At 70.5% G+C, this 12297-nt stretch carries 10 protein-coding genes; all 10 read right to left on the bottom strand.

The features are described 5' to 3' along the window. Nucleotides 1-79 precede the first annotated feature (79 nt). Nucleotides 80-1048 (bottom strand): ABC transporter substrate binding protein, encoded by a 969-nt coding sequence (locus BN940_RS09365; protein WP_043682429.1) that lies wholly within the window; start codon nucleotides 1046-1048, stop codon nucleotides 80-82. Between the two features lie 392 nt (nucleotides 1049-1440). Then, complete coding sequence (locus tag BN940_RS09360) at nucleotides 1441-2175, bottom strand: phosphoribosylanthranilate isomerase (protein ID WP_084330611.1); 735 nt, start codon at nucleotides 2173-2175, stop codon at nucleotides 1441-1443. Then, on the bottom strand, nucleotides 2172-3839 hold the full coding sequence (locus BN940_RS09355) for a TRAP transporter large permease (RefSeq protein ID WP_043682426.1): 1668 nt from the start codon (nucleotides 3837-3839) through the stop codon (nucleotides 2172-2174). Before BN940_RS09355 ends, BN940_RS09360 begins: the two co-directional genes overlap by 4 nt. A 2-nt stretch (nucleotides 3840-3841) precedes the next feature. Continuing rightward, a complete protein-coding gene (locus BN940_RS09350) occupies nucleotides 3842-4456 on the bottom strand; it encodes a TRAP transporter small permease subunit (RefSeq protein WP_043682423.1) in 615 nt (204 codons plus the stop codon). Between the two features lie 148 nt (nucleotides 4457-4604). Further along, nucleotides 4605-5438 (bottom strand): tRNA pseudouridine(38-40) synthase TruA, encoded by an 834-nt coding sequence (gene truA, locus BN940_RS09345; protein WP_043682420.1) that lies wholly within the window; start codon nucleotides 5436-5438, stop codon nucleotides 4605-4607. Nucleotides 5439-5514: 76 nt separating this feature from the next. Further along, nucleotides 5515-7623: a FimV/HubP family polar landmark protein gene (locus BN940_RS20090; RefSeq protein WP_052355755.1), complete on the bottom strand. Its 2109-nt coding sequence runs from the start codon at nucleotides 7621-7623 to the stop codon at nucleotides 5515-5517. Nucleotides 7624-7784: 161 nt separating this feature from the next. Further along, nucleotides 7785-8915 carry an aspartate-semialdehyde dehydrogenase gene (asd, locus tag BN940_RS09330; protein ID WP_043682418.1) on the bottom strand — a complete coding sequence of 377 codons (1131 nt, stop codon included), beginning with the start codon at nucleotides 8913-8915 and terminating at the stop codon, nucleotides 7785-7787. A 66-nt stretch (nucleotides 8916-8981) separates the two neighbouring features. Beyond that, nucleotides 8982-10058, bottom strand: a complete 1077-nt coding sequence (gene leuB / locus BN940_RS09325; RefSeq protein WP_043682415.1) for a 3-isopropylmalate dehydrogenase — start codon at nucleotides 10056-10058, stop codon at nucleotides 8982-8984. A gap of 121 nt (nucleotides 10059-10179) precedes the next feature. Beyond that, nucleotides 10180-10836 (bottom strand): 3-isopropylmalate dehydratase small subunit, encoded by a 657-nt coding sequence (gene leuD / locus BN940_RS09320; protein WP_043682412.1) that lies wholly within the window; start codon nucleotides 10834-10836, stop codon nucleotides 10180-10182. 10 nt (nucleotides 10837-10846) lie between these two features. After that, nucleotides 10847-12250 carry a 3-isopropylmalate dehydratase large subunit gene (gene leuC / locus BN940_RS09315; RefSeq protein ID WP_043682409.1) on the bottom strand — a complete coding sequence of 468 codons (1404 nt, stop codon included), beginning with the start codon at nucleotides 12248-12250 and terminating at the stop codon, nucleotides 10847-10849. Between the last annotated feature and the right edge of the window lie 47 nt (nucleotides 12251-12297).

Below are 12297 nucleotides of genomic sequence, written 5' to 3'. Positions count from 1 at the left end.
TCTGGATGCGGCCGCGGGGAAGCCGCCATGACAGCCGGGCCGCCTGGAGGCGGCCCGGGGATGCGAAACGCGCGGGAAGTTACTTGACGACCTGGGCGGCCGACTTGATCAGGGCGTCGGACAGAGTCGCGCCCTGCTGGGCCGCGGCGCCGGGGTTGACGTAGAGTTCGAGCTTGGAGCTGGTCTCGGAAGCGATGGCGCCGGGCTTCTCGCCCTTCAGGATGCGCACCACGAGCTTGCCGGTCTGCACGCCCAGGTCGTGGTAGTTCACGCCCAGGGCGGCGATGGCGCCGCGCTTGACGCTGTCGGTGTCGGAGGCCACCAGGGGGATCTTGGCGGAATTGCCGACCTTGACCAGCGATTCGTAGGCCGAGACCACGTTGTTGTCGGTGTTGGTGTAGATCACGTCGACCTTGCCCACCAGGCTGCGGGCGGCGGCGCCCACGTCCACGGTGCGGGCGGCGGTGGCTTCCACCAGGCTCATGCCCGACTGCGGCAGCAGTTCGCGCAGGCGTTTCACCACGACCACAGAATTGGCCTCGCCGGGGTTGTAGACCATGCCGACCTTCTTGGCGCCGGGCACGACCTTCTTGATCAGATCGACCTGCTTTTCCAGCGACAGGGCGTCGGACACGCCGGTGACGTTGGTGCCCGAGGCTTCCCAGCCCGGCACCAGCTGTGCGGCCACCGGATCGGTGACGGCGGAATAGACCACCGGAATGGTCTTGGTGGCGGCGACCACGGCCTGGGCCGAGGGCGTGGCGATGGCGACGATCACGTCGGGCTTGTCGCCCACGAACTTGCGGGCGATCTGGGCGGCGATGGCGGTATTGCCCTGGGCCGTCTGGAATTGCCATTTCAGGCCCTTGGCCTCGGTGTAGCCGGCGGCGGCCAGGGCTTCGTGCACGCCGTCCTTCACGGCATCGAGGGCGGGATGCTCGACGATGGAGGTGACCGCCACGGATTGCGCCTGGGCCGGCGCGGCGGCCAGCGCGCCCGCCACGGCGGCGGCGCCGGCGAGCGAGCGAAGGACGGAATGCAGCTTCATGAAGGAACTCCTTTGAATGGGGAACGATGCCGGGTCGTGTCCGGATCGGGCAATGCGGCGTCCAGTCTACCCGCCGGCACCAATATTTTCTGCAGGGGATATCCCTGCGGCGGCAATTATTGTAGCTTGGATGCGAAATGGCGCGGCGATCGAAGCATCAAATGCCAATGAGATGGGGAAAAACGGAATCAAAGATCAATAAACATCGGACGCCCTCTCGCCGCGCCATCAAAGCCCCGCCCCGTCCGGCGATTGATGCCACGAGGCGCAGCCGCGCATCGCGCGGAATGCCGTTCGAGCGATGTGCGGCTCAGGTGTCGCACGGCTCTCGTGCGGCGCGCGGCTCGGGTGTCGCACGGCTCGGGGGTCGCACGGCTCAGGCGGCGTGCGGCTCAGGCGTCACGCAGGGCGTCGGCGGCGCGCACCGCCCGCATGAAGGCCTGGATGCGCGCCGCGTCCTTGATCCCGGGCGCCGATTCCACGCCGCTGCTGACGTCCACGGCATAGGGCGCCAGGGCGGCGATCTGCGCGCCGACCGTATCCGCCTTCAGGCCGCCCGACAGGATCAGGGCCGGCATGCCGGGGCCGCGCGGGACATCGGCCAGCAGCGCGGTGTCGAAGCCGCCGCCGCTGCCGCCGTAGCCGGCGCTGTAGCTGTCGAACAGCCAGCCGGCCGCCTCGCCGTGGGCCGCGCAGGCACGCGCCAGCGCGGCCGGCGTGTCCAGCCCGGGCGCCCCGGCGCGGAAGGCCTTGACGTGGCGCACGCCGAAGCCGGCGCAAAAGCCGGGCGACTCCTCGCCGTGGAATTGCAGCAGGTCGGGGCGCACGGCCTCGATCACCCGGCGCACCGCCTCGGCTTCGGGATTGACGAACAGGGCCGTGACGCCGACGAATGCCGGCACCCGGACGCGCAGCGCGGCGGCCTGGTCCGGCGTCAGGCAGCGGCGGCTGGGCGGATAGAAGACCAGGCCGATGGCGTCGGCGCCCGCGGCCACGGCCGCGTCCAGGTCCTGCGCCCGGGTCAGCCCGCAGATCTTGACGCGCGTGCGGCGAGGTCCGGACACGGACAGGGGCGCGAGCGTGGAGACGGGCTCCGCGCCATCCGGCAAGGCGGCCGGCGCGCTCATTGGAACGCGTCCCCCGCGTCGCCCGAACCGTAGCCGTCCAGGCCGTAGGCGCTGTCCTGGCCGAAGGTGACGCTGGCCGGATCGACGGTGGGCGCATCGCTCTTGTAGTGGGTCACCAGGCCCGGGAAGGCCAGCACCGTCGCCACCATCAGGATCTGGATGACGATGAAGGGGATCGAGCCCCAGTAGATCTGGGCCGTGGTCACCTTCGCGATCAGCTTGCCGGTGACGCGGTCGTGGTAGTCCTCCTTGGGGGCGACCGAACGCAGGTAGAACAGCGCGAAGCCGAACGGCGGGTGCACGAAGGAGGTCTGCATGTTCACCGCCAGCAGCACGCCGAACCAGATCAGGTCGATGCCCATCTTCTCGGCCACCGGCCCCAGCAGCGGCACGATGATGAAGGCCAGCTCGAAGAAGTCGAGGAAGAAGGCCAGGAAGAAGGTCAGGAGGCTGACCACGACCAGGAAGCCGAGCTCGCCGCCCGGCACGTGCAGCAGCAGCTGTTCCACCCAGAGGTCGCCGTTGATGCCGCGGAAGCTGAGGCTGAAGATGGTCGAGCCCACCAGGATGAACACCACGAAGCAGGACAGCCGGGCGGTGCTTTCCATGGCCTGGCGCAGCTGCTTCATGGAGAAGCGGCCGCGCGACACCGCCATGATGAGCGCGCCGATGGCGCCCATTGCGCCGCCCTCGGTGGGCGTGGCCACGCCGATGAAGATGGTGCCCAGCACCAGGAAGATCAGGGCCAGGGGCGGGATCATCACGAACACGACCCGCTCGGCCAGGGACGACAGCAGCTTCAGGCGCAGGAACCTGTTGACCAGGGCCATCGCCAGCGCGGCGAGCCCCCAGATCAGCAGCACGATGACGACGCGCTCGTCGACCGGCACGTCGGTGTGGGCGCGGAAATAGTGGTCCGAGCCCCAGTGGGCGGCCGCGGCTGCGATCAGGGTCAGGATGGCCAGGGACCGCAGGCCGCGCCGGCCGCGCGCATCGACGAAGCCGCGCGCTTCCGGCGGCAGGGCCGGCACGTGGCCGGGCCGCACGATGGCCACCAGGAAGACGTAGACCATGTAGGCTCCGGCCAGCAGCAGGCCCGGCAGCATGGCGCCGCGGTACATGTCGCCGATGGAGCGCCCGAGCTGGTCGGCCAGGATGATCAGCACCAGCGAGGGGGGGATGATCTGCGACAGCGTGCCGGAGGCCGCGATGACGCCGGAGGCCAGGCGCCGGTCGTAGCCGTAGCGCAGCATGATGGGCAGCGAGATCAGGCCCATGGAAATGACCGAGGCGGACACCACGCCGGTGGTCGCCGCCAGCAGCGCGCCGACGAACACCACCGCGATCGCCAGGCCGCCGCGCAGCGGGCCGAAGAGCTGGCCGACCGTGTCGAGCAGGTCCTCGGCCATGCCGGAGCGCTCCAGGATCAGCCCCATGAAGGTGAAGAAGGGCACGGCCAGCAGCGTGTCGTTGCCGACGATGCCGAACACCCGCTGGGGCAGCGCCTGGAACAGCAGCGGGCTCATCAGGTTCAGGTCGATGGCCACCAGGCCGTAGAGCACGCCCGTGGCGGCCAGCGAGAAGGCGACCGGAAAACCCAGCAGCAGGAACACGATCAGGTTGAAGAACATGATCGGCGCGAGATTGTCGACGAGGAATTCCATGCTCAGCGTCCCTGCTCTTGTTGTTCGAGGCCGGCCTGCCGCTGGGCCGCCAGGATGTCTTCCACCAGCGCTTCCTCGTCGCTCTTGCCGCTGGAGACCTGCATCGGATTGGGACACTGGCCGCGCAAAAAGCCGATGCACTTGACCAGGTGCGACAGCCCCGCCAGGATCAGCAGGGCGAAGCCGACCGGGATCAGGAGCTTGGCCGGCCAGCGGATCAGGCCCTCGGTGTTCGAGGACAGCTCATGGGTGATCCAGGATTCCCAGAAGAACGGGATCGACAGCCAGAACACCAGGCAGGCCGCCGGCAGCAGAAAGAACAGCACGCCGAAGATCTCGATGCCGACCTGGGCGCGCTCGGGCAGCTTCTGCGACAGGACGTCCACCCGCACGTGTTCGTTGCGCAGGAAGGTGTAGCCCGCCGCCAGCAGGAAGATGGCCCCGAACAGGTACCACTGCAATTCCAGCCAGGCGTTGGAACTGAGGCTGAACAGCTTGCGCATCACGGCGTTGCCGGCGCTGACCACGGCCACCACCAGCACGAGCCAGGTCACGGCCCGGCCGACGACCGTGTTCAAAGCGTCGATCCACCGGGAGATCGTCAGGAGAAGTTTCATCGTGCTTCCATGAAACGGGAAACGGAACGGCGCGGGCTTGCGTCGTCCGCAATCAAATCGCTCAATTCTATACGAAGCATCAAACATGCCGCCTCGGGATGAGGCGGGACATAGGGCAGTCCCCTACGGACTGCCCTATGCCAGACGGCTACGGCTGAGGGCCAGCCGTACCCGAAGAGGCATCCAGCCCCCCCAGGTGATGGCGCAGGGCCTCGCGGGCCGTGCGCTGCGGCAGGTCCGCATCCGGATAATCGGCGTGAGCCAGGTACAGGCCGTCGGGCATGAAGGTGGGCGCGGCGCGCCGCCGGTCGCGCGCGCGCAACAATTCCGCCGCCCACTCGGGCGGGCGCCGGCCCCGCCCCACCATCACCAGCACGCCCATCAGGTTGCGCACCATGTGGTGCAGGAAGGCGTTGGCGCGGAACTCGAACACCAGGAAATCCCCGTTGCGCACGATCTCCAGCGCCTGCAGGGTGCGCACCGGGCTGGCCGCCTGGCATTCGGACGAGCGGAAGGCGCTGAAATCGTGTTCGCCCACGAGCAGCGCCGCGGCGGCGCGCATGGCGCCGTCGTCGAGCCGGTCGTGCACCCAGCCGACCCGGCCGTGCAGGATGGGAGAGCGCACCGGGGCGCTGCGCAGCACGTAGAAGTAGGTCCGCGCGCGGGCGTCGAAGCGGGCGTGGAAGCTCCCGGGGACGGCGCAGGCCCACTGCACGGCCACGGCATCCGGCAGCAGGGCGTTCAGCCCGCGCACCCAGGATTCGTCGCGCCGCACCGCCCCGGTGTCCAGGTGCACGACCTGCTGCAGCGCGTGCACGCCGGCGTCGGTGCGGCCGGCGCACACGGTGGCCACGGCGGGCGCCGCCAGGAAGCGGCGCAGCGCCGACTCCAGGGCGTCCTGCAGGGTCCGGCCGCCGGGCTGGGTCTGCCAGCCCTGCCAGCCCCGGCCGTCGTAGCTCAAGCCGAGCGCGATGCGTCCCATCGAGGTTCGGTTTCCGGTGTGCGCACGGGGCGCCGGAGCGGACGGAAGGCCGGCAGGGCCGCCCGTCCGCGTCCGGCTAGGACCGCGGCGGGCGCGATTCGCCTGGTTCGAGATCCAGGTCGATGTCCTGGATCCGCTCGCGCACCATGGATTCGGTCACCCGGGGGGTGGCGTCGGCCTCGTCCCGGGCGGCGTTGGCCCGGCGCAGCAGCCAGGCGATGATGAGCACGATCAGGGCGAGCAGGCCCGTCATCACGCCCAGCAGGTGGTCCTGCAGCCACGAGGCCCGGTGCTGGGCACGCTCGGAGGGCTGCAGCTCGGCCGCCAGGGCGGCCGGGTTGGGCGCCGATCCGGCGGATCCCGCGGCGGCCGTGCCGGTGCCTGCTGCGGCTGTGGAGCCGGAGCCCGCCACGGCGGAGCCGGTGGCCGGGGCGCCCGCCGTGTTCGCGGACGATCCGGCGGCCTGGGATCCAGGCGCACCGGCCGCACCGGCTGTGCCGTTCGCACCGGCGCCCGAATTCACACCGGCGCCCGAATTCGCACCGGCGCCCGAAGCAGCCGCACCGCCGGCGGAAGCGGCTCCGCCGCCAGCCATGGAGCCGGCCTGGGTCCCGGCCGCGGCCGCGCCAGTCCCGGCGCCCGGAGCTCCTGCAGCGCCTGGAACCTGCGTAGCGCCTTGAGCGCCTGACGCACCCGGAGACCCGGCAGTTCCCGCCGAGCCCGAAGAGCCAGCCGTCGAGCCCGCTGCGCCTGCCGAACCGGGCGTCCCGGAGGCATTGGAGGCGCCCGAAGCATTGGACGCACCCGAAGCATTGGATCCACCCGAGGCCTTGGACGCAGCCGGGGCACCCGATGCGCCTGAAGCCCCCGCAGCGGCCGCGGCACCGGAAGCTCCCTTCGCACCGGGAGCCCCTTTCGTACCGGCGGCGCCCGGAGTCCCCGAGGCGCCGGGCGCGCCGGAAGCCCCGGCTTCGCCGCCCGCCGAGACCGCTTCGTCGGCCTGGGCGGCGGCTTCCTGGCTGGCTTCGCTGATCGCGCTGGCGACCTCCTGGATCGACTGGCCGATGGCCGCGGCCCCCTGGGCGACGGCGCTGCGCGCAGCCTCGCCCTGGGCCTGGAGCGCCTGGTTCAGGTTCTGGACGTTGCTTTCGAGCTGGCCGACCCGCGATTCGGCATCCTTCAGGGCATGGCCGCGCGCCGCGCGGGCGTCGGCCGCCGCATCGGCGCCGCCGCGCCCGGCTTCGCTCAGGCGCAGGCGGTCGCCCGCCGATGCGGCGGGCTCGGCCTGCGCGCGCGATTCATCCTGCGAGACGGCGCCGGCCGAGGCCTGGCCCGCGCCCGCCGCGGCCGCCGTGCCGGCCTGGCGCGCGCGCATCCGCGCGAAGGCGGCGGCCTGGACCTGGAACTGGCGCCGCGCCTCGGCGTCGGAAATCGACAGCATGTCGTTGATGTCCGGCACCGCCAGCGACGCGCCGGCGCGCACCAGGTTGACGTTGCCGTGGATGAAGGCCTGCGGATTGGCGCGCTGCAGCGCCATCATCAATTGGTAGATGGTTACGCCATCGACCGCATGGCGGCGACTGATGGCGAACATCGTGTCGCCGCGGCGCACCGCGATGGCACCGGCCGGCACCCGCCGGGTGCTGGTGTGCGGCGCCGCCCCCACGGCAGTCGCCGAAGCGCCGCCCTGCCCCGCCGGTGCTGCGGCGGCGGCAGGTGCGGCGGCGCGGGCCGGCCCCGGCGCCACCAGCGAGACCTGGTAGCGCTGCGCGCCGGTGGCGGTGCGCACGTCCAGCAGCAGGTCGGCCAGCGTGCCGTCGAAGGCCTGCCCGGAGCCGATGCGCAGGACGCGGCGCCCGTCGGGCCGGACGTCGGCACCGACGGAAACGGACAGGCTGTCCAGGGGCACCGGCGGCGTCAGGCCGGCCTGCGCCCAGTCGGCCGCCGGCGCGGGCCGGGCCGACAGCGCCTGCACATCGGCGTCCGTCAGGCCCGACACCGGCACCAGGATCAGCAGCGGCTCGCCGGCGCCCGAGGCCAGGCGCGCATGCCCGAAAGTCGCCGCCTGGGCCGCCCCGCCCGTCAGGAAAGCCAGCGCCAGCGCGCCGGCCGCGAAGCGGATGCGCGCCGGAAGCGCAGCGTGGACGCGGCCGGCCGAAGGTGCAGCGTGGGGGCCCTTTTTCATCGCAGGGCCGTCCCAAGATGAAAAGCGCCCCCCTGGGGATGAGCCGGGACGCGGAGCAGTCCCTGAGGACTGATCTGCGCCTGGCGAATCCGAGCGGCATGCAGGCCGCGAGGTGGACCAGCAAGCCGAAGGCGCAGCGTGGGGGCCTTTTTCACTCATGTTCAGAGTTCACCCAAGGCAATGCGCAGCATGCGGCGCAGAGGTTCGGCGGCGCCCCAGAGCAGCTGGTCGCCGACCGTGAAGGCGCTGAGGTATTCGGGGCCCATGGACATCTTGCGCAGGCGCCCGACGGGAATGTCCAGCGTGCCGGTCACCGCCACGGGGGTCAGGTCCCGCATGGAGGATTCGCGGTCGTTGGGCACCAGGCGGGCCCAGTCGGTGCCGGTGCGCACGGCGTCGTTGATCTCGTCCAGCGGGATGTCGCGCCGCAGCTTGATGGTGAGCGCCTGGCTGTGGCAGCGCATGGCGCCGATCCGCACGCACAGGCCGTCGACCGGCACCGGATCGGTGCCGAAGCCCGGGCCGCGCCCGAGGATCTTGTTGGTTTCCGCGCCGCCCTTCCATTCCTCGCGCGAGACGCCGTTGCCCAGGTCCTTGTCGATCCAGGGGATCAGGCTGCCGCCCAGCGGCACGCCGAAGTTCTCGCGCGGCAGGCCGGGATCCTGCTGGGCCTGCAGCACGCCCCGGTCGATGTCCAGGATGGCCGAGGCCGGGTCGGCGAGCTGGTCGGCCACGGCGCGGTTGAGGATGCCGAACTGGACCAGCAGCTCGCGCATGTGGCGCGCGCCGCCGCCCGAGGCGGCCTGGTAGGTCATGGAGGTCATCCATTCGACCATGTCGGCCTTGAACAGGCCCGCCAGGCCCATCAGCATGCAGCTGACGGTGCAGTTGCCGCCGATGAAGTCGCGCACGCCGCGCTGCAGGGCGGCGTCGATCACCGGGCGGTTGACGGGGTCGAGGACGATGATGGCGTCGTCCTTCATGCGCAGGGTGCTGGCGGCGTCGATCCACAGGCCCTTCCAGCCGGCGGCGCGCAGCTTGGGGTAGACCTCGGTGGTGTAGTCGCCGCCCTGGGCGGTGACGATGATCGGCAGCTTGCGCAGGGCCTCGATGTCGTGCGCGTCCTGCAGGGGGCCCGCGCCCGCCGCCCACGACGGCGCCGCGCCGCCCGCGTTGCTGGTGGAAAAGAAGACCGGTTCAAACAAATCGAAGTCCTTCTCGTCGCGCATGCGTTGCATGAGCACCGAGCCGACCATCCCGCGCCAACCGACCAAACCGACTGCCTGAGCCATAATCCCTGCCTGAACCGTGAAAGTGGATGTGTGTATACGCCTAGTGTAATGCGTCAGTTTAACGCTTCAGTTTAATGCCTTCAGCACGGCATCGCCCATTTCCGAGGTGGAAACCCGGGTAGTGCCGGCCTCGAAGATGTCGGCCGTGCGCAAGCCCTGGGCCAGCACCGCCTGCACGGCGGCCTCGATCCGGTCGGCGGCGGCGGGCGCGTCCAGGGAATAGCGCAGCATCATGGCCGCCGACAGGATGGTCGCCAGGGGATTGGCGACGTTCTGGCCGGCGATGTCCGGCGCCGAACCGTGGCTGGGCTCGTACAGGCCCTGCCGGCTGGCGTTCAGCGACGCCGAGGGCAGCATGCCGATCGAGCCCGTCAGCATGGCGGCCTCGTCCGACAGGATGTCGCCGAACAGGTTGCCGGTCACCACCACGTCGAAGGCCTTGGGCGCGCGCACGAGCTGCATCGCGGCGTTGTCCACGTACATGTGGGAGAGTTCGACCTTGGGATATTCGCGGGCCACGTCGGTCACGATGTCGCGCCAGAACTGCGAGGTCTCCAGCACGTTGGCCTTGTCCACGCTGCACAGCCGGCCCTGGCGCCTGGCGGCGGCCTGGAAGGCCACGTGGGCGATGCGGCGGATTTCCGTCTCGGCGTAGTGCATGGTGTCGTAGCCCTGGCGCTCGCCCGCGAAGGGACCGTCCTCCAGCGTGCGCACGCCGCGCGGCTGGCCGAAATAGATGTCGCCCGTGAGTTCGCGCACGATCAGGATGTCCAGTCCGGCGACCACTTCGGGCTTGAGCGAGGAAGCGTTGGCCAGTTCCGGGTACAGGATCGCCGGGCGCAGGTTGGCGAACAGACCCAGCGCCTTGCGCAGGCCCAGCACCGCCTGCTCCGGGCGCAGGGCGCGTTCCAGGTGGTCGTATTTCCAGTCGCCCACGGCGCCGAACAGCACGGCGTCGGACTGCCTGGCCAGGGCCAGGGTGTCTTCGGGCAGGGGGTGGCCCTTGGCCGCGTAGGCGGCGCCGCCCACGGGCGCCTCGGCCAGCTCCAGGTCCAGGTCGAGCGCGCGCAGCACGCGCACGGCCTGTTCGACGATTTCGGGGCCGATGCCGTCGCCCGGCAGGACTGCGATGCGAGAAGTCATGAAGGATTCCGGTTCTTGAAGGCCCGGTCCCCGGTGCGCGAACGGATTCGCGCCAGCCGCGGGCCGGGCCGGAGGGCGCCGCTCGCGCGCGGCGCCATGGGGTTGAGGAAAAGGTGAAAAATCAAAGGCTGGCGGGGTTCTGGCGCACCAGCCAGGGGTGCCGCGCCATGCGCTGCGCCTCGAAGGCGCGGATCTCGTCGGCGTGCAGCAGGGTCTGGCCGATCTCGTCCAGACCCTTCAGCAGCGATTCCTTGCGGTAGGCGTCGATCTCGAAGGACCAGGATTCGCCGTCGGGCGCGGACACCCGCTGCTCGGCCAGGTCCACGGTCAGCTCGTAGCCCGGCGCGGCTTCGACCGCCTGGAACAGGCGCGCCACCACGGCCTCGGGCAGCACGATGGGCAGCAGGCCGTTCTTGAAGCTGTTGTTGAAGAAGATGTCGGCGTAGGACGGCGCGATGAGCGCGCGAAAGCCGTACTGCTGCAGCGCCCAGGGCGCGTGCTCGCGGCTGGAGCCGCAGCCGAAGTTCTTGCGGCACAGCAGGATCGAGGCGCCCTGGTAGCGCGGCCGGTTCAGCACGAAATCCGGATTCAGCGGTCGGCCGCTGTTGTCCATGCCCGGCTCGCCGTGGTCCAGGTAGCGCAGCTCGTCGAACAGGTTGGGGCCGAAGCCCGTGCGCTTGATGGATTTCAGGAACTGCTTGGGAATGATCAGGTCGGTATCGACGTTTTCCCGGTCCAGGGGGGCCACCAGGCCCCGGTGCGTGGTGAAGGCTTGCATGTTCGGAATCCTATTGGAAAGTGCGCACGTCGACGAAATGTCCGGCCACGGCGGCGGCGGCGGCCATGGCGGGGCTGACCAGATGGGTGCGGCCGCCCTGCCCCTGGCGACCCTCGAAGTTGCGGTTCGAGGTCGAGGCGCAGCGCTCGCCCGGCTCCAGCCGGTCGGCGTTCATGGCCAGGCACATCGAACAGCCCGGCTCGCGCCATTCAAAGCCGGCGTCCAGGAAGACGCGGTCCAGGCCCTCGCGTTCGGCCTGGGCCTTGACCAGGCCGGAGCCCGGCACGACCATGGCCAGGCGCACGTTGGCGGCCACGCGGCGGCCCTTGGCCACGGCGGCGGCGGCGCGCAGGTCCTCGATGCGCGCATTGGTGCAGGAGCCGATGAAGACCTTGTCGATGGCGATCTCGGTCAGCGGCGTGCCGGCTTTCAGGTCCATGTACTGCAGGGCGCGCTCCATGCCCTTGCGGCGCACGGCGTCGGCCTCGGCGGCCGGGTCCGGCACCTGCGCGCCGACGGCGGCCACCATTTCCGGCGAGGTGCCCCAGCTGACCTGCGGCTCGATGTCGGCCGCGTCGATCTCCACCACGCGGTCGAAGGTGGCGTCCGGATCGGAATGCAGGGTGCGCCAGTATTCCACGGCCTGGTCCCACAGGGCGCCCTCGGGCGCGTAGGGGCGGCCCTTGAAATAATCGATGGTGGTCTGGTCGACGGCCACCATGCCCGAGCGCGCGCCGGCCTCGATGGCCATGTTGCAGACCGTCATGCGGCCTTCCATGGACAGGCCGCGCACGGCGCTGCCGCCGAACTCGATGGCGTAGCCGGTGCCGCCCGCCGTGCCGATGCGCCCGATCACGTACAGGATCAGGTCCTTGGCCGTACAGCCGAAGGGCAGTTCGCCTTCCACGCGCACCAGCATGCTGCGGCTCTTTTTCATCAGCAGCGTCTGGGTGGCGAGGACGTGCTCGACTTCGGAGGTGCCGATGCCGAAGGCCAGCGCGCCCATGGCGCCGTGCGTGCTGGTGTGCGAATCGCCACAGACGACGGTCATGCCCGGCAGGGTGGCGCCCTGCTCCGGCCCGATGACGTGGACGATGCCCTGGCGGCGGTCGTTCATGCGGAATTCGGTGATGCCCCAGGTGTCGCAGTTCTTGTCCAGGGTCTCGACCTGCAGGCGCGAAACCGGGTCCTGGATGCCCTCGCTGCGCGCCGTGGTGGGCACGTTGTGGTCGGCCACGGCGAGGTTGGCGGAGATCCGCCACGGTTTGCGGCCGGCCAGTTCCAGGCCCTCGAAGGCCTGCGGGCTGGTGACTTCGTGGACGAGGTGGCGGTCAATGTACAGCAGACAGGTGCCGTCCGGGCCCTGGTGCACCACATGGGCGTCCCAGAGCTTGTCGTACAGGGTTTGGGGCATGGTCGTGGCCTCGAGAATCGTCGGGAAAGGGGCGCCGTCCGCGGGCG

This window comes from Castellaniella defragrans 65Phen, assembly GCF_000612685.1.
GTDB lineage: Bacteria > Pseudomonadota > Gammaproteobacteria > Burkholderiales > Burkholderiaceae_B > Castellaniella > Castellaniella defragrans.
The sequence above is the reverse complement of the archived record's forward strand: the minus strand, read 5'-3'. Positions and strand labels throughout refer to the sequence as shown.

Bases quoted from the DNA above. Each gene is read 5' to 3' on its own strand.
- BN940_RS09365 (WP_043682429.1), bottom strand. From the start codon at position 1,048: ATGAAGCTGCATTCCGTCCTTCGCTCGCTCGCCGGCGCCGCCGCCGTG.
- BN940_RS09360 (WP_084330611.1), bottom strand. From the start codon at position 2,175: ATGAGCGCGCCGGCCGCCTTGCCGGATGGCGCGGAGCCCGTCTCCACG.
- BN940_RS09355 (WP_043682426.1), bottom strand. From the start codon at position 3,839: ATGGAATTCCTCGTCGACAATCTCGCGCCGATCATGTTCTTCAACCTG.
- BN940_RS09350 (WP_043682423.1), bottom strand. From the start codon at position 4,456: ATGAAACTTCTCCTGACGATCTCCCGGTGGATCGACGCTTTGAACACG.
- truA (WP_043682420.1), bottom strand. From the start codon at position 5,438: ATGGGACGCATCGCGCTCGGCTTGAGCTACGACGGCCGGGGCTGGCAG.
- BN940_RS20090 (WP_052355755.1), bottom strand. From the start codon at position 7,623: ATGAAAAAGGGCCCCCACGCTGCACCTTCGGCCGGCCGCGTCCACGCT.
- asd (WP_043682418.1), bottom strand. From the start codon at position 8,915: ATGGCTCAGGCAGTCGGTTTGGTCGGTTGGCGCGGGATGGTCGGCTCG.
- leuB (WP_043682415.1), bottom strand. From the start codon at position 10,058: ATGACTTCTCGCATCGCAGTCCTGCCGGGCGACGGCATCGGCCCCGAA.
- leuD (WP_043682412.1), bottom strand. From the start codon at position 10,836: ATGCAAGCCTTCACCACGCACCGGGGCCTGGTGGCCCCCCTGGACCGG.
- leuC (WP_043682409.1), bottom strand. From the start codon at position 12,250: ATGCCCCAAACCCTGTACGACAAGCTCTGGGACGCCCATGTGGTGCAC.